Source organism: Ruegeria sp. CF8 (assembly GCF_056537285.1).
The window spans coordinates 132,493-148,647 of sequence record NZ_JBQFRG010000010.1 but is presented as its reverse complement, the minus strand read 5'-3'; the positions used below and the strand labels follow the sequence as shown (position 1 = coordinate 148,647).

At 56.7% G+C, this 16,155-nt stretch carries 13 protein-coding genes; 6 read left to right on the top strand and 7 right to left on the bottom strand.

Annotation, left to right across the window (positions count from 1 at the left end):
- Window positions 1-163: 163 nt before the first annotated feature.
- Window positions 164-1,531 carry a sensor histidine kinase gene (locus tag ACR0EV_RS19965; RefSeq protein ID WP_480801710.1) on the bottom strand — a complete coding sequence of 456 codons (1,368 nt, stop codon included), beginning with the start codon at window positions 1,529-1,531 and terminating at the stop codon, window positions 164-166.
- On the bottom strand, window positions 1,528-2,196 hold the full coding sequence (locus tag ACR0EV_RS19960) for a response regulator transcription factor (RefSeq protein ID WP_480801709.1): 669 nt from the start codon (window positions 2,194-2,196) through the stop codon (window positions 1,528-1,530). Before ACR0EV_RS19960 ends, ACR0EV_RS19965 begins: the two co-directional genes overlap by 4 nt.
- Before the next feature lie 139 nt (window positions 2,197-2,335).
- Between ACR0EV_RS19960 and ACR0EV_RS19955 the strand changes: the two genes are divergently transcribed.
- The 6 genes from ACR0EV_RS19955 to ACR0EV_RS19930 all read left to right on the top strand — a co-directional run bounded on the left by ACR0EV_RS19955 (window position 2,336) and on the right by ACR0EV_RS19930 (window position 8,944).
- Complete coding sequence (locus ACR0EV_RS19955; RefSeq protein WP_480801708.1) at window positions 2,336-3,424, top strand: tricarboxylate transporter; 1,089 nt, start codon at window positions 2,336-2,338, stop codon at window positions 3,422-3,424.
- Between the two features lie 76 nt (window positions 3,425-3,500).
- Window positions 3,501-5,531: a tripartite tricarboxylate transporter permease gene (locus ACR0EV_RS19950; RefSeq protein ID WP_480801707.1), complete on the top strand. Its 2,031-nt coding sequence runs from the start codon at window positions 3,501-3,503 to the stop codon at window positions 5,529-5,531.
- Window positions 5,528-6,595, top strand: coding sequence for an isocitrate/isopropylmalate dehydrogenase family protein (locus ACR0EV_RS19945; protein WP_480801706.1), 1,068 nt, complete (start codon window positions 5,528-5,530; stop codon window positions 6,593-6,595). The genes ACR0EV_RS19950 and ACR0EV_RS19945 overlap by 4 nt, the downstream gene beginning before the upstream one ends.
- Window positions 6,592-7,680 (top strand): 4-oxalomesaconate tautomerase, encoded by a 1,089-nt coding sequence (locus ACR0EV_RS19940; RefSeq protein WP_480801705.1) that lies wholly within the window; start codon window positions 6,592-6,594, stop codon window positions 7,678-7,680. Before ACR0EV_RS19945 ends, ACR0EV_RS19940 begins: the two co-directional genes overlap by 4 nt.
- A gap of 50 nt (window positions 7,681-7,730) precedes the next feature.
- The gene (locus ACR0EV_RS19935; RefSeq protein WP_171096718.1) at window positions 7,731-7,967 is read left to right on the top strand and encodes a hypothetical protein; all 237 of its coding nucleotides are present in this window, start codon (window positions 7,731-7,733) and stop codon (window positions 7,965-7,967) included.
- Window positions 7,964-8,944, top strand: a complete 981-nt coding sequence (locus ACR0EV_RS19930) for a D-2-hydroxyacid dehydrogenase family protein (RefSeq protein WP_480801704.1) — start codon at window positions 7,964-7,966, stop codon at window positions 8,942-8,944. Before ACR0EV_RS19935 ends, ACR0EV_RS19930 begins: the two co-directional genes overlap by 4 nt.
- A 188-nt stretch (window positions 8,945-9,132) precedes the next feature.
- On the opposite strand, the gene ACR0EV_RS19925 is transcribed toward ACR0EV_RS19930, so the two are convergent.
- The 5 genes from ACR0EV_RS19925 to ACR0EV_RS19905 are packed head-to-tail and all read right to left on the bottom strand — an operon-like array spanning window position 9,133 to window position 15,881.
- Entirely contained in the window at window positions 9,133-10,821 is a 1,689-nt protein-coding gene (locus ACR0EV_RS19925) for an ABC transporter ATP-binding protein (protein WP_480801703.1), read from the bottom strand.
- Window positions 10,818-11,732, bottom strand: coding sequence for an ABC transporter permease (locus tag ACR0EV_RS19920; RefSeq protein WP_480801702.1), 915 nt, complete (start codon window positions 11,730-11,732; stop codon window positions 10,818-10,820). Before ACR0EV_RS19920 ends, ACR0EV_RS19925 begins: the two co-directional genes overlap by 4 nt.
- On the bottom strand, window positions 11,729-12,697 hold the full coding sequence (locus ACR0EV_RS19915; RefSeq protein WP_171096722.1) for an ABC transporter permease: 969 nt from the start codon (window positions 12,695-12,697) through the stop codon (window positions 11,729-11,731). The genes ACR0EV_RS19920 and ACR0EV_RS19915 overlap by 4 nt, the downstream gene beginning before the upstream one ends.
- Window positions 12,698-14,251 carry an ABC transporter substrate-binding protein gene (locus tag ACR0EV_RS19910; protein WP_480801701.1) on the bottom strand — a complete coding sequence of 518 codons (1,554 nt, stop codon included), beginning with the start codon at window positions 14,249-14,251 and terminating at the stop codon, window positions 12,698-12,700.
- Between the two features lie 55 nt (window positions 14,252-14,306).
- Window positions 14,307-15,881 (bottom strand): ABC transporter substrate-binding protein, encoded by a 1,575-nt coding sequence (locus ACR0EV_RS19905; RefSeq protein ID WP_480801700.1) that lies wholly within the window; start codon window positions 15,879-15,881, stop codon window positions 14,307-14,309.
- Window positions 15,882-16,155: the final 274 nt, after the last annotated feature.

The window sequence follows — 16,155 nt, the reverse complement described above, 5'->3', positions numbered from 1 at the left end:
CCGTCTTCCAATCCGAGGCTGCCCACGGCCTGAGGTTGACGTGACTGGCACCGTTGTCTGACCAACCTCCTCCTCGAAGTTAGGCAGAAATTGGTCGATGACGTGCTCGTATAGAGCCCGAGGTAATCAGGGCTTTTTTCAGGCAATACCGCCCAGACAGAGCTTATTGAATCCTTGGAAGCTCAAGCGTAAGGCTCGCTCCTGCTACAGCTGGATCGATTGAGACCTGCCCCCCGTGGCGGCGGGCTACGGCTGAAACGATCGACAAACCTAACCCGCTTCCCTCCGAGGGTTCCAGTTGTGAAAACCGGCTGAATACGGCGTCGCTTTGGTCCGGTGTAAGGCCGGCACCATCGTCGGCAACAGTCAGCCGGACCGTGTCCCGAGCGCTCTGTAAAACAACCGAAATTCTGGTCAGTTCAGAACCTCCATGTTTCAGCGCATTATCAAGCAGGTTTTTGATTGCCTCCGACAGAAATATCCGGTCACCCGCGACAGCGATTGGTGAATCTGGCATCGTGACTTCAAACTCGATACCCTTTGCGAGGATGTGAACGCCCATCTCTGCGCAGGCCTCTTCAACCACCGAGCGGAAGTCAATCTTTTCCATCTGATCCTGATGCGTTGGTTGCCTCAGCCGTTCCAACGACAACAGTTGCTCGGCAACTGTGGCCGAGTTTTTAGCCGCCGCTATAAGTTCTACAATACGTTTGTCTCTGTCTGCGTCTGTTTTTGCGCCTCGCAAAGCCTCGGCCATCGATTGGACTGCAGCGGCTGGATTGCGCAGCTGATGCGCGGCTTCAGAAATGAACACCTGATGCGCGTGGATACTGTGTTCGACTTGCTCAAACAGCCGGTTCAGAGTTTTTACAATCCCATGGACCTCGACCGGAACCTGGCGTTTGATTTCACTCAGGTCATCGGGTGAGCGCAAGTCGATGGCGTTCTGTAAATCCAGTAAGGGCCGCAGACCACGCGCGACGCCGAACCAGACAACAATAGCGAGGGTCACCAGCAGGATACCCATCAGGATCGCCGCACGGATTGACAACTCATTGGCAAAGGCATTGCGATCCGCGATGCGTTGCCAGACCGTGACCGTTGCATCACCTACCAGATTTTCTAAGGTGACCCGTTCAGTCATTTTCAGAACGCGCACCGGCTCGTCCCGATATAGCGCTTCAAAAAACTGAGGTTGGAACACGTCCTGCTCCGTTGGGTTCGGGGCAGCCGGTGGATAGGCATAGCCGGTTACGTAAATACCGCCAGGGCCAGTTACGTGGTAGAATATCTCTCCGCCCGACGCATCGCGGATCAAGCTGCGGGTGGTCGGCGACAGGGCATCACCTTCTGAAATCGCCACATCACGCGAAATCGCCAGACCCGCAGCTAGCAGGCTGTCATCAAAAAGTTCCTGTGCCGTTTGCTGGGCAACCGTGTAGCGCCAATATCCAAGCAGGATCGCAAGCAGAACCAACGGCGTCAGGATCAGCGTGAAAAGCCGGAGCCGGAGCGAACCTTGTTTGATCACTTCTGAACCTCAAGCAGATAGCCAAGGCCACGGGCAGTCTTGATCCTGATGCCAAGGTTCTGAAGCCGCTTACGCAAACGCGACACATGAGGTTCGACGGCAGAATCCTCGACATCGGCCCCCACACCATAGACGTAGTCGGTAAGCTGGCTTTTTGGCACAATCCTGCCCCGCCGTTCCAGCAGGCATTCCAGGACGGCCATTTCACGGCGTGGTACATCAAGCACCTGGCCTTTTGCGCTCACCTGACGAGAGGTGCGGTCGAATTCCAGATCTCCGATGGTTTCGCGGGACCCGTAGTCCAGTTGCTTACGACGAGAAAGAGCGCGAATGCGGGCCTCAAGCTCGTCCATTTCGAAGGGTTTGACCAGATAATCATCGGCGCCCATATCCAGACCCGAGACCCGATCACTGGTTTCGGTGCGCGCAGTCAGCAGGATGACAGGCGCACTGTCACCCCTATTGCGCAGAGACCGCAGAACCTCGAGCCCTGACCGGCCAGGCAGATTGATATCCAAAACGATCAGATCCGCGCCTTCCTGTTCAAGATATTGGTCGGCTGCGTCTCCATCCGTCAGCACGTCTGCGGCATGGCCACGGTCCCGCAGGCGATAGGCAATGGCGTTGGCGAGGGTTTCATTGTCCTCGACGATAACAATCCGCATTTGGGCTCCTGCAAGTTTCGCGCAAGGTTGGCCCTCCATGATTGCCAGATGGGAGGGGGAATCAACCCCGCAGTTCTATTTGCGATCATGGTAGCGCCAAGGGCGCTGGCGTGGTTGTCTGGTCAACAGGGAGGAACCAATGGCCATTTCCAAATTCACCCGCCGCGCGGTCGTGGGGCTGATCGCCGCCGCCGGAATCGCTGCACCTGCCGCCGCCGAGGTTGATTTCTCGGGCAAGACAATTGAGTGGGTTATACCCTTCTCGGAAACAGGCGGCTCTGCCAAATGGGCCAACTTCTTTGCGCCCCTTCTGTCCGAGGCGCTGCCTGGTCAGCCAACCGTTGTGGTCAAATTCATGCCCGGCGCAGGCTCAACCAAAGGAGCCAACTGGTTCCAAAAGCAGAGCCACGATGATGGAACACTCCTGTTCGGCACGTCGGGTTCGACTCAGTTTCCCTATCTGCTAAGCGACCCGCGCGTGCGCTATGAATACAACGACTGGATTCCGGTCATGGCATCGGGCACCGGCGGTGTCGCCTATCTGAACGCTGAGGATGGCGCCAAGTTTGACGGTTCGGCAAATGCACTGAAAGACATCAACTTTATTTACGGCTCGCAAGGGGCCACACGTCTGGATCTGGTGCCGCTGCTGGCCTGGCAGATGTTGGGCATGAATGTAGAGCCTGTCTTCGGCATCAAAGGCCGCGGTGATGGTCGTCTGATGTTCGAACGTGGCGAAGCCAACATCGACTACCAGACATCTTCCGGCTATCTGGGCGGTTCCGCCCCACTGGTTGAATCCGGTCAGGCTGTGCCGATGATGACATGGGGTGCACTGGACGCCGACGGCAATATTGTCCGAGATCCGACCTTCCCTGATATTCCAACCTTCAAAGAGGTATGCGAAGCCACCGATGGCTGTGAAACAAGCGGTCCGGCATGGGACGCCTGGAAAGCCTTTTTCGTGGCCGGCTTCCCGGTGCAGAAACTGGCCTTCCTGCCGGGTGACACCCCGCAAGAGGTCGTTGATACCTATACCGCCGCGTTCCAGGCCGTGACCGAGCGTGCTGACTTTGCAGACATCTCCTCAAAGCGGGTGGGTAAGTACCCTGTATTCGTGGGTGACGGCTCGCAAGCCGCACTGCAGACGGCCACGAGTGTCGATGACAATGCCAAGGAATTTGTCCTGAACTGGCTTAAAGAGGCCTATGGCGTCGAGCTGAACTAAGTCGATCCTCTCAGCGCGTGCCCAGCTGCGGGCACGCGTTTTTCCTACACTAGACAATCTATGAAAGGCGGCCGCTATGGAGGTTTTCGCCACCGCTCTTCCTGCGCTCAGTGACGCGTGGGGTCTGATCCTGCAACCCATCGTTCTGGGATATCTTGTTCTCGGTGTCGTTATGGGGCTGGCCGTAGGTGTGTTCCCAGGACTAGGAGGCATTGCCGGATTGTCCTTGCTGTTGCCTTTCATGTTTGGAATGGACCCGATCCTTGGGCTGGCACTGATGATCGGTATGGTTGCCGTTGTCCCGACCTCTGACACTTTCGCTTCGGTTCTTATGGGCATCCCCGGTAGCTCTGCCTCGCAAGCGACAGTACTGGATGGCTTCCCGATGGCCAAAAATGGCGAAGCAGCCCGCGCGTTGTCGGCCGCCTTCGCCTCTTCGCTGTTTGGTGGGCTTGTCGGTGCAACTTTCCTGACCATGTTCATTCTGGTCGCGCGGCCCATCGTACTGGCCTTCGGTTTGCCCGAGATGCTGATGATCACCATCCTGGGCCTGTCGATGGTTGCCATTCTGGCGGGGCGCATCCCTTTGAAGGGTGTTGCCGCAGCCGGATTGGGGTTGATGGTCGGCACCATCGGAGAGGCCGATGCGGGTGGCTCTTTGCGTATGGCGACCTATGACATTCCTTATCTAACGGACGGTCTGAAACTGGTAATAGTGGGTTTGGGCATCTTTGCCGTTCCCGAAATTGTCTCACTGCTGCGGCAGGACCGATCCATTGCCAAAGGTGCCTCGCTGGGTGCCGGTTGGTTTGACGGGGTCAAAGACTGGGCGGCAAACATATGGCTTTCGGTCCGCTGTTCGATAATCGGGGTGGTCGTTGGCGTCATTCCCGGCCTCGGTGGCTCGGTCGTGGACTGGATTGCCTATGGCCATTCAGTGCAATCCACGAAAGACAAAAGCAAATTCGGTAAGGGCGAAGTGCGCGGTGTCATCGGGCCTGAAAGCTCGAACAACGCCAAGGAAGGTGGCGGGCTGGTACCAACGCTGCTGTTCGGCATCCCGGGCTCCGGGTCTATGGCGATCTTCATCGGCGCGGTGGCTCTGTTGGGCTCCGGCGATATCGAAGTTGGACCGAGCATGCTCAAAGACAACCTCGATATCACGTATTCTATCGTCTGGTTGCTGGCGTTGGCCAATGTCGTGGGGACGATCCTGTGTATCGCGGCCTCAGGCGGCATCGCAAAACTGACCACGATCCGATTCACGTATCTGGCACCGTTTCTGTTCATGCTGATCAGCTTTGCGGCTTTTCAGTCCGGTCAAAACTTCGAAGACCTTCTTGCCTTGTTTGTAATCGGTCTGATTGGCATCTTCCTGCGCCGTTTCGACTGGTCGCGCCCGGCCTTTCTGATTGGGTTCGTGCTGTCGAACCCGGTTGAGAAGTTCACCAATCAGGCTTTCCAGATTGCCTCATTCAGGTTCCGAAAGAGCTTTGCTGAAGGCATGGAGTATGTCTTCAGCCCCATCGTAATCGTTCTGATCATCGTCACCGTGGTGTCCGTCATTCTTGGCATTCGGCAGGCCAAAATGATCATGTCCGAGGGTGAAGTCCAATCAGGTAGCAAGCGCGCTCCGCTGGTCTTCCTGCTGGTGATTATGGCTTATCTGATCGTGGCGTTGGTCAATGCCAACATGATCCCTGACTACAACATGACCGATAAGATCATCCCGCTGGTGATCGGCGGTGTCTCATTGTTCTGCTGCGTGATCCTTTTGTTCCAGATGATGCGCCGACCCGAAGGCGATCCGATCTTTGCCGACAAGGAACTTGCCGGCGAGGACGCCAGCGCGCCGCACGGCCTTTGGTCAACTCTGGCGTGGTTTGCTGGTTTGATTGCAGCCACATGGGTCGTCGGCTTCATCCTCGCCCTGATCGGGTTCCTGATCTCATTCTTCCGCGTTCGTGCCGGTTCCAGCTGGCCGATGACCCTGATCCTTACCGCCTGCGGCATTGGTTTCATGTGCGTGATGGCCGGGGCGTTGAACAGGGATTTCCCACCCGGTCTGCTTCAAGACATGGTGAACCTGCCGTGGCCGCTGAAATGAACGATGCACTGACACTACTGTGCCTTGAAGGGGACGGCATCGGGCCAGAGATCATGGCCGCAACGCTGGCGGTTCTGCAAGCCGCCAGCCCGGTTCTGAACCGAGAGATCAAGATCGAGCAAAAGGATATCGGTTTTACCGCGTTGGAGGCGGAAGGGTCGACGCTCCCACAAGCAGTAATTGAAGCCGCCAAAACTGCAGACGGCGTTATACTTGGACCGGTATCGCACAACAGCTATCCATCCGTCGATCAAGGCGGGCACAATCCGTCAGGCATTCTGCGCAAAGAGCTTGAGCTTTTTGCCAACCACCGCCCAGCCAGAACATGGCCGGGATTGGATGCACCGTCCCGCAAGGCGTTTGATCTGGTGGTGATGCGTGAAAACCTCGAAGGCTTTTACGCTGACCGCAACATGTACGCTGGTGGTGGTGAATTTATGCCCGAACCGGACATCGCGCTGGCTTTCAGGAAAGTCACGCGTGCGGCCAGCATGGACATTGCTCGAGCCGGGTTCGAAGTGGCCGGGTCGCGCCCTTCCAAAAAGGTGACCGTAGTTCACAAGGCCAACGTCATGCGCATGACCGACGGCTTGTTCCTCGATTGCACCAGAACCATGGCCGACGAGTTCCCTAATGTGGCTTACGACGAAATGCTCGTGGATGCTGCGGCAGCTCATCTGGTTCGGGACCCTTCGCGGTTTGATGTGCTGATCACGACAAACATGTTTGGTGACATTCTCAGCGACCTGGCTTCGGAACTGGCCGGAGGGCTGGGATTAGCCGGATCTCTCAACTTCGGATCTCGACACGCAGTGGCGCAGGCCCAGCACGGTTCTGCACCGGATATCGCGGGCAAAAATTTGGCCAACCCGGTCTCGCTGATTTTGTCCGCGGAAATGTTGCTGCGGCATTTGCGCGAAACCGCAGCGGCCGATCTGATCCGCACATCTGTGGGCTTGGCTCTGTCCTTGCCCGAAACGCGCACGCGCGACCTTCGCGGCGCGCTTGGCACCCGTGAGTTCACCGAAGTTCTGACAAACCTTGTCGAGGAAGGCACGAGATGACCCAAACGGCAATCCCCTACATTTTCATGCGAGGCGGCACCTCGCGAGGCCCTTATTTCCGCAGGTCGGACCTCCCCGAAGATCTGGATACCTTGGCTGAAGTTCTAATCTCGGTTGTCGGAGCCGGCCATCCTCTGAATATCGACGGCATCGGCGGTGGCGCGGCAGTCACCACCAAGGTCGCGATGCTGTCGATCAGCGACGATGACTGGGCGGACATCGACTATTTCTTTGCCCAGGTGTCCGTTGAGGAAAAGCTGGTGGATTTCAAACCGACCTGCGGCAACATCCTGTCTGGGGTCGGCCCCGCCGCAATTGAGATGGGGTTGATTAAGCCCAAAGGCGATCTGACCGAAATCCGTATCCGAGCTGTAAATACTGGGGCGCGGGTCGTAGCCAAGATACAGACACCAGGCGGTGAGCTGACCTATGATGGTGACGCAGAAATTGCGGGTGTCCCGGGAAATTCCGCGCCGGTGCAATTGAGTTTTATGGGGGTCGTCGGCTCCTCTACCGGGGCCTTTTTGCCCACGGGTAATCTGCGCGATACTGTTCAGGGTGTCGAACTGACTTGCATGGATGTCGCCATGCCAATGGCCATTGCCCGCGCGGTCGATTTTGGCCTGACAGGGTATGAAAGCGCCGAAGAACTGGACACAAATCGTGAATTTTTCGATCGGATGGAAGCCATTCGGATAAAAGCCGGACAATTGATGGGCATGGGGGATGTTTCACAGTCGGTGACACCCAAGTTCGGGATTTTGGCGCCAGCCAAAGACGGTGGAACTATTGCCGTCAGATACTTCATGCCGTGGAAGACACATCCAACGATGGCGGTGACCGGCGCGCAGTGCATGGCATCATGCGCTTTGACACCTGGCTCAGTTGCGGAAGGGCTGCTTGAGCGTGTCGACAAGAGCCCCGCAGAGGTCGTTTTGGAACACGCTTCGGGGAAAATCGACGTCCTCGTGGATTTTTCAAATGAAGACGGGTTTTCGTTGAATGCTGCTGGGTTGGTGCGCACAGCGCGCAAGCTGGCCGAAGGCTCAATCTACGTGCCGCAAAGTATTTGGGTTAGCAGTTGATAGGGTGCATTTCAATTGGTATACAGTGGTATACAATAGGAGATGTTGCGATGGATGACTACTCGGAATGCCTCGACATTGCCCGCCAGGAACTCAAACTTGCGCAAGCGGCGCTACGGCGAAACATGGCAGAATACCCAACACCGATTGCAGGGTGCGATGAGCAGTTCAATCACTTGCTTGATCAAAGCCAACGCGTTCGCAACGCGCTGGCCGCACTTGAAGCACCAAATTTCATTCCAACACCAAGAAAACTCACCCCGGGTCGGAGTTTAGAAAGCCGATGAAAGTTCACATTCTGGATGACTGGTTCGACACCCTGCGCGGTTTGCCTTGTTTCGCCAAGCTTGCTGAGCACGACGTGACGATCTGGACCGATCATGTTGAAGATATCGACAAATTGGCGTCCCGGTTGCAGGACGCAGAGGCCATTGTGCTGTTCCGCGAACGCACCAAAATCACACGAGAGTTGCTCGCGCAACTTCCTAATCTCAAACTGATCAGCCAACGCAGCGTATATCCTCACGTCGACCTGGACGCTTGTTCGGATCAAAACGTGTTGCTCTGTTCAAACATGCACGGCGGAACGCCTTCCTATGCTGCAGCAGAACTGACTTGGGCGCTGATTATGAGTGGTGCGCGCGATTTACCGTCGCAGATGGCTTCGGTCAAAGCTGGGCGTTGGCAAGCTGGGGTGGGCAAGACTCTGCGAGGCCGCCAACTGGGTCTCTATGGCTACGGTCGCATCGCTCGCGCAGTTGCCGACTATGCCAAAGCTTTTGGGATGAAAGTGGTCTGGTGGTCCTCAGACGAAGGTCGGGCACGTGCCATGGCGGATGGGGTCCAAATTGCGTCCAGCCGCGAGGCATTCTTCACCGAAAGTGATGTCGTTTCGCTTCATGTGCGGCTGAAACCGGGCACGCATGGCATAATAACTGCGTCTGATCTTGGACGCATGCAGCCGGGTGCGTTGTTTGTGAATACATCCCGCGCAGGGCTTATCGCGCCAGACGCGTTGCTGAACGCGCTCAACACCGGTCGTCCCGGAAAGGCGGCCATTGACGTATTCGACACCGAACCCCTGACCGACCCGAACGATCCGTTGCTGTCTCATCCGAACCTGATCGCCACCCCACATATTGGGTTTGTGACCGAGGACGAATTCGACCTGCAATTCGCTGATATCTTCGATCAGGTGAATGCATACGCCGACGGCGCGCCGATCCATATGATCAACCCCGAAGTCTGGAACAACACGAACTAGGTTTCACCGAAACTACAAGTTTGCAACCTGAGCCTTCAACGATCGTAGGTCCAAAAGATCGACCTTACACTCTGCGACGGACTCGTTACAAAAGGGCCTCCACGCGGATTCTTCCGTCGGTCGCTTGCATCAACACCTCTCAAGTCAATTTCTTCTTAAAAAGAGGATGCAGAACAACGGCCGTAGGGTTACGCCAACTGCTTTAGGCGAGGCATCAAATCCAAGAGCTCCCGAGTATACGAATGCTGCGGAGCTTCGAACAACGAATCCGTCTCCTGAACCTCAAGCAACTTCCCATTACGCATCACGCCCACACGGTCACACATCTGACGTACGACCGGAAGATCATGGCTGATAAAGAGCATAGTCAAGCCGAGATGTTCCTGCAGATCTTTGAGAATATTCAGGATTTGCGCTTGAATGGATACGTCTAAGGCGCTGGTCGGCTCATCGCAGATCAGAAAACGGGGCTGAGTTGCGAGGGCGCGCGCAATACAAATGCGCTGACGCTGTCCACCGGAAAACTCATGCGGATACTTGCGCCACGCGTCCTTGGCTAGCCCAACCCAGTCAAGCAGTTCGCGCACACGCGGTTCGATAGCGGGCTTGGGCAGGATTTTGTGATGATGGATGGGCTCGGCCACGAGGTCCCCGACCCTCATGCGGGGATTCAGGCTGGAGAACGGATCTTGAAAGATCATTTGGATCTGGCGGCGGTAGGCTTGCAGGGCCTCTGCCTCCATGACTGTGACGTTTTCGCCATCAAAGATAACCCGTCCGCCATCTACGGGATAGAGCGTTCCAATCATCCGCGCGACCGTGGACTTGCCAGAGCCACTTTCGCCGACAAGACCGAAAACCTCACCGTCGCGAATGTCGAAACTCACCTGATCGACGGCAGTGAAGTACTTGCGTTGCGATGGCAGCAGCCCGCCTTTTTGCAGGAACGTTTTAGTAATGTTTTCGACTTCCAGCAGCTTGCCTGTTTTGGACAGATCGGTCTTGTCCCAATGAGCTGCCAGATCGTCGATCTTGAAAGTTCTTTCCCGCTCGCCATAATTGACCACTGGGAAACGCTCGACCTTGGTGTGCGGGCGCGGCACGGCGGCAATCAGGGATTTGGTATACTCATGTGTCGGTGCGCCGAGGATCTGATCGGTCGTGCCGCTTTCAACCACATGACCGGAGTACATCACGGTCACCGTGTCGGTGGTGTCGGCGATAACGCCCATATCATGGGTGACGAGGATCACGCCGACCTGACGCTCTTTCGCGAGTTCCTTGATCAGATCCAGCACCTGCGCTTGGACAGTCACATCCAAGGCCGTTGTGGGTTCGTCCGCGATCAGAACACTGGGCTCGGTACAGAGTGCAAGCGCGATTACCACCCGCTGACGCATCCCGCCGGAAAACTGGTGCGGGTACTGGTTGAAACGGTCCGCCGGGTCAGGGATGGACACGCGATCCAGCAGGGCAATGGCGCGCTTTTTTGCCTCGGACGCGGACAGGCCAAGATGCAGTTGGATCGTCTCGACCAATTGCTCACCAACCGTGAACAGCGGGTTTAGCGAGGTCAGCGGGTCCTGAAAGATCATCCCGATCTCTTTGCCTCGGATTCGGCGTTTGTCTTCGGCGTCCAACTCGTCAATGCGGCGCCCATTCAGCCAGACCTCACCCTCTGAGACATGGGCCGGAGGGTCTAGTAGGCCGATCACAGCGTTGCCGGTCATGGACTTGCCTGCACCGCTTTCGCCGACAACGCCCCGGATTTCACCGGGGTGGAGGTCATAGGTGACATGCTCGACCGGCTTGAAGATGCCGTGGCGGGTGGGGATTTCCACCGTCAGGTTACGGATCGAAAGAACGGGATCGGTCATTTCAGCCTCGGGTTCAAAACATCGCGCAGCCAGTCACCCAGCAGGTTCACACTCAGCGCCAGTGCCAGCAGGGTGCAAGCCGGGAAGAACAGAATCCACCACTCGCCTGAGAACAGGAAACCCTGCCCGATACGGATTAGCGTGCCCAGCGACGGTTGCGTAGGTGGCGCACCAACGCCCAGGAAACTAAGAGTCGCCTCGGCAATGATCGCCAGCGCCAATGAGATGGTCGCAATCACCAGCACCGGTGACAGCACATTGGGAAGGATATGGCGCAGCATGATTGTCAGCGGGCTTTGCCCGATGATGCGTGCAGCGGCGACGTAGTCCTTGTTTTTCTCGACCAGCGTTGCGCCCCGGACGACCCGCGCGAACTGGACCCAATCGGACAGGCCAATGGCCAGGATCAGCACCCAGATCGCCATCTGGTCGCGATACTCCACCGGAGTAATGCCTTTGGCGATGCCAAAGATCAGCATGGCCAAAAGGATCGAGGGGAAAGTCAGCTGAACATCCGCCGTGCGCATGATGATCGTTTCAGTCCAGCCACCGAAATAGCCTGAGAGCAGGCCCAGAATGATACCCAGAACCATGGCGAACAGAACGGCCGCCACCCCAACAAATAACGAGATCCGCATTCCATATAGGATGGTCGAGAACACGTCCCGTCCCTGATCGTCTGTGCCCATCAGGAAGCTTTCGCCAGTAAAGGCATTCGGTTCCATCGGTGGGGTGAAGCCGTTCATCAGGTTCAGGCTCGACGGATCGAACGGATTGGTCGGCGCAATCAGCGGAGCAAGGACGGTGGCGAGGATCAGGATCAAAGCCACCGTCGCCGAGACCATGGCGACGGGCGAGCGACGAAAGGCGTAGAACTGGTCGCTGTCCAGAATGCGTCTCACTCGGCTCATGCGCTGACCCTCAGGCGCGGGTCGATGAAGGCATAAAGGATGTCGACCGCAAGGTTGATGGTGACGAAGATGACTGAGATCATCATCAGGTAAGCTGCCATGACAGGGATATCCACGAACTGGATTGCATTGATGAACAGAAGGCCCAGGCCCGGCCACTGGAACACCGTCTCAGTGATGATGGCGAAGGCAATAATGGCCCCTAGTTGCAGGCCGATGATGGTGATGACCGGGACCATAGTATTCTTCAGCGCATGGCGGAAATTGATGGTCCGGTCGCTGAGGCCGCGGGCGCGGGCAAAACGGATATAGTCTTGCCGGAGGACTTCCAGCATTTCGGACCGGACCAGCCGCATGATCAGGGTCATCTGATACAGACCCAATGTAATCGCTGGCAGGATCAATGCCTTAAGCCCGCTGCTGGTCAGCAAGCCGGTGTTCCACCAGCCCAGATCCACCACTTCTCCGCGCCCAAAGCTGGGTAGCCATCCAAGTTCGACTGAGAAGACGTAAATCAACAGGATGCCGATCAGGAAGGTCGGCAGAGACACACCGATCAGTGATGCCGACATGATGAAATTCGCGGCAAACCCGTCTCGCCGAATTGCGGTGAAAACACCCAATGCGATGCCTAAGACTATGGCAAATACGGCCGAGACCAGCGCCAGTTCCAGCGTGGCTGGAGCGCGCTCGGCCAAGATTTCAGCGACCGGACGCCCCTGACGGAAGCTGACGCCGAAATTGCCCTGTACCGCTTCTTGCAGAAACTTCACATATTGCACCGGAAACGGCTGATCGAGGCCCAGCTGAGCCCGCAGACGTTCCACATCTTCCATAGTCCGCTCTTGCCCCAGCATGTTGTCGATCGGGTCACCGACAAAACGGAACATGGAAAAGGCGACAAGGCCCACAACGAACAGAACCAGCGCCGACTGGGCAACGCGCCTGATAATGTATGACAGCATTTAGTTGACCGTGACCCATCGCAAAAGGAAGAAGTTATCCGTCCGCTGCGTCAGCTCGATATTGCTGCGCGCACCCCAGACCAGAGCCTCGACGTACAGCGGCACATAAGCCACTTCGTCCTGTAGGATGGCTGCGACTTCATCCAGCATGGCCTGACGGGTGGATTCATCAATCTCGGACTGGATCATCGGCAGCAGCTCATCCACGCGCGCGTTCGAATAGCCGCCGAAGTTCCATGATCCCAGCTTCTTTTCTTCGTTCGGGGTAGAAGCAAGGAAGCGCACGGGATGTTCGGCATCGAAAGTACCGGGCGACCAGCCCAGCAGGTACATGTCGAAATTATCGGCCCGCAGCTCAGGCCAGTAGTTCTGAACCGGCATAGCGTCGAGCGTCACATTCAATCCAACTTGGGTCAGCATGGCGGTGATTGCCTGACAAACGGATTCGTCGTTCAGGTATCGGTTGTTGGGACACTTAAAGCTGATCTCTGCCCCCTCTGCCCCAGCCTCAGCCAGCAACGCCTTGGCACCTTCGGGATCAAACCCATAGGGGTCTGCGTTTGCAGCCGAATAGCCGCGCATCGCAGGACTGACCAACTGGCTCGCCACCTCTGCATTACCGCGCATGATGGTTTGCAGGATAGCGGGAACGTTAACTGCCTTTGCCACCGCCTCGCGGACGCGCGCGTCTTGGAACAGGTCTGAGCTACCCTGCCCGGCTTCGCTCGCGCCTTCCTGCTGGTCGAGTCCCAGCATGATTACGCGCGCTTCGACGCCCTGAATGACCTTCACATCCGGATTGCCTTGCAACCGAGCCACGTCCTGAATGGGGACCGGGTTGATGAAATCCACATCTCCTGAAAGCAAAGCCGCCAGAGCGGTTGCCGGATTCTGGATGGGCACCAGTTCGGCGCGGGTCAGGTTGTGTTCTGCTTCGCCCCACCAGCCTTCGAAGGGCTCGAGAACGGTACGCAGGCCAGGCTCACGTGCGGTGACTCGGAAGGCACCTGTGCCATTGGCGTTCAGGGTCGCATAGTTACCTGCTTCTTTGTCGGGAAGGGCTGCGTCGTTTGCCTCGGCCCAGCCGCTATCCATGATCATCCAGTTAGCAATGCTGTCCGGGAAGATCGGGTTTGGCGCGGTGGTCATCACGTCGACGGTGTAATCGTCAACCTTGACCACCTCGCTGACGGGCGCGAACCAGCTGCGCGTGTCGGAATTTTCATCGGACGCGCGCTGGTACGAGAATATCACGTCATCCGCGTTGAATTCGGACCCATCATGAAACGTCACGCCCTCGCGCAGGTTGAACCGCCAGCCTGCGCCGTCCCCAATGGTTTCCCAACTGGTGGCCAGCGCCGGTTCGATGGTCATATCCTTGCCCCGGCGCACAAGCCCTTCGTAGACATTGTTCAGAAACCCCAAAACGGGGGCAGAGTTGACCGCATGAGGATCCATTGTTTGCGGGTCCGTTGTAACGGCAAACGTGAACTCTTTGGCTGAGACAGGAAAGGCAAGCGCGCCCAAAAGCGCGGCAGTGGTCAGACGTTTCATGATAGCTCCCACTTTTTGGTGGCGGGCCCCTTAGTTCGAGGCCCGGCCACGTTTCTTAGTTCAGGCCGAAATGCTTGACCATAGGCTGATCTTCGGGATCAACGTTGATATCCAGGTTTTCAGCCATGCCCCAGTTCAGCACTTGATGGTGGATCGGAATATAAAGCTGTTCGTCCTGCACCACACGCCAGATCTCGGCGATTGCCTGATCGCGAGCAACTAGATCAGTGTTCGACGCCAGCGACTTGATCTTGGCGTCCAACTCATCGTTGTCGTAACCCGTGCCATTCCACGTCCCAATGTCGCTTTCACGGCCATGGACGAGGAAGTTAAAGATGTACTCTGAGTCGTAAGTTGGTACGCCCCAACCCAGCATGTAGAAATCGGTCTTGCCATCCGTGATCAGCGGGAAGTGCTGCGCCTTCGGTTTGGCATCCAGATTCACAGTAATACCAATCTGACCCAACATCCCGACAGCGGCCTGACAGATGCCTTCATCGTTGATGTAACGGTCGTTGGGACAATCCAGCCGGATCGAGAAACCGTCGGGATAGCCCGCCTCGGCCAACAGAGCCTTCGCGCCTTCGACATCCGTGCTGCTTTCACCGTCCATCTCGGCGGTCCAGCCGTTCACGAAGGGCGGAGCGATCATCCCCGCAGGTTGCGACTGACCGCGCATGACCACCTGTTGGATGGCGTCTCGGTTGATCGCCTTGGACATGGCCTGACGTACCCGGACGTCGGCAAGGGGGTTCTTGCCATCGACGTTATCCGCCTCGATGTCGTCCCCACCTTGGTTCATACCAAAGAAGATCACCCGGTTTTGCGGTGCTTGCTTGACGACCAGCCCGTCTACGGCGTTCACACGGTCCAGATCCTGCACCGGCATATCCTGAAGAAAGTTCACCTCGCCCGACAGCATCGCCGCAACGCGGGTGGCGTCGTTCTGGATGGGTGTATAGATGATTTCGCTGATTGCCATTGGGAACTCATCACGACCCCAATAATCCTCGTTCCGCTCCATCACCGTTCTGACGTCCGGTTCGCGGCTGACCAGTTTGTAGGGGCCGGTTCCATTCACATTGACGGTCGCAAAGGTGATCTCTCCGCCTTCAAAGTCCTGAACGTTGATCGCGTTGTTCGCCTCGGTCCAGCCTTTGTCCATAATGAACAGGTCAGTGAGGTTCGCAGGCAGAATGGGGTTCGGACCGTCCGTCTCGATCTCGATCGTGTGGTCGTCGACGGCGCGTACCTCAACAATCGAGTTGATCAACTCTTTCATGTCCGAGTTCGGCTGCTTCGCACGATTGATGCTGAACACAACATCCTCGGCGGTGAAATCAGCGCCGTCATGGAATTTCACACCCTGACGCAGGTTGAACACCCAGACATTCGGATCGCTCTCGCTGGGGGCCCAATCGGTGGCCAGCGCAGGCTCAAAAGCGCCGGACGTGTCGCGGATAATCAGAGGTTCATACATCTGGTGGCGCACAGTATGCGTCGGCCCTTCGTTCTGCGAATGCGGGTCAAGCGTCAGCGCATCCCCCGAGCGCGCCCAGCGCAGGGTTTCTGCATTGGCCATCGACGTCGTCGTCATCAACAGCGCAAGCGCGAGTATTGGTTTGTTCATGTTTTTCTCCCATTTTGCAGATGCTTATCTGCTTTGAATTCACGATGCTCTGTCGCAAATTTCTGTGAACGTTATGGTTGTGGATAGCATACCAACTGCGAATGCATGTCAATCGTTCAACGCGGTGCTGAGTTGCCAAACGTTTGCAACACGGAATTTTTTGATGGCAGCTACTCTCTAAAAAACATCGTAACCTGCGCTTCAATTGTCGTTGAAGTCAAAGAACTTTTATAAGGCGGCACCAATTGCAAACCGTACTAGGGCGGTGAGCAAG

Excerpts from the sequence above, each read along its gene's own strand:
- ACR0EV_RS19960 (WP_480801709.1), bottom strand. The coding sequence starts at position 2,196 with ATGCGGATTGTTATCGTCGAGGACAATGAAACCCTCGCCAACGCCATT.
- ACR0EV_RS19955 (WP_480801708.1), top strand. The coding sequence starts at position 2,336 with ATGGCCATTTCCAAATTCACCCGCCGCGCGGTCGTGGGGCTGATCGCC.
- ACR0EV_RS19950 (WP_480801707.1), top strand. The coding sequence starts at position 3,501 with ATGGAGGTTTTCGCCACCGCTCTTCCTGCGCTCAGTGACGCGTGGGGT.
- ACR0EV_RS19945 (WP_480801706.1), top strand. The coding sequence starts at position 5,528 with ATGAACGATGCACTGACACTACTGTGCCTTGAAGGGGACGGCATCGGG.
- ACR0EV_RS19940 (WP_480801705.1), top strand. The coding sequence starts at position 6,592 with ATGACCCAAACGGCAATCCCCTACATTTTCATGCGAGGCGGCACCTCG.
- ACR0EV_RS19935 (WP_171096718.1), top strand. The coding sequence starts at position 7,731 with ATGGATGACTACTCGGAATGCCTCGACATTGCCCGCCAGGAACTCAAA.
- ACR0EV_RS19930 (WP_480801704.1), top strand. The coding sequence starts at position 7,964 with ATGAAAGTTCACATTCTGGATGACTGGTTCGACACCCTGCGCGGTTTG.
- ACR0EV_RS19925 (WP_480801703.1), bottom strand. The coding sequence starts at position 10,821 with ATGACCGATCCCGTTCTTTCGATCCGTAACCTGACGGTGGAAATCCCC.
- ACR0EV_RS19920 (WP_480801702.1), bottom strand. The coding sequence starts at position 11,732 with ATGAGCCGAGTGAGACGCATTCTGGACAGCGACCAGTTCTACGCCTTT.
- ACR0EV_RS19915 (WP_171096722.1), bottom strand. The coding sequence starts at position 12,697 with ATGCTGTCATACATTATCAGGCGCGTTGCCCAGTCGGCGCTGGTTCTG.
- ACR0EV_RS19910 (WP_480801701.1), bottom strand. The coding sequence starts at position 14,251 with ATGAAACGTCTGACCACTGCCGCGCTTTTGGGCGCGCTTGCCTTTCCT.
- ACR0EV_RS19905 (WP_480801700.1), bottom strand. The coding sequence starts at position 15,881 with ATGAACAAACCAATACTCGCGCTTGCGCTGTTGATGACGACGACGTCG.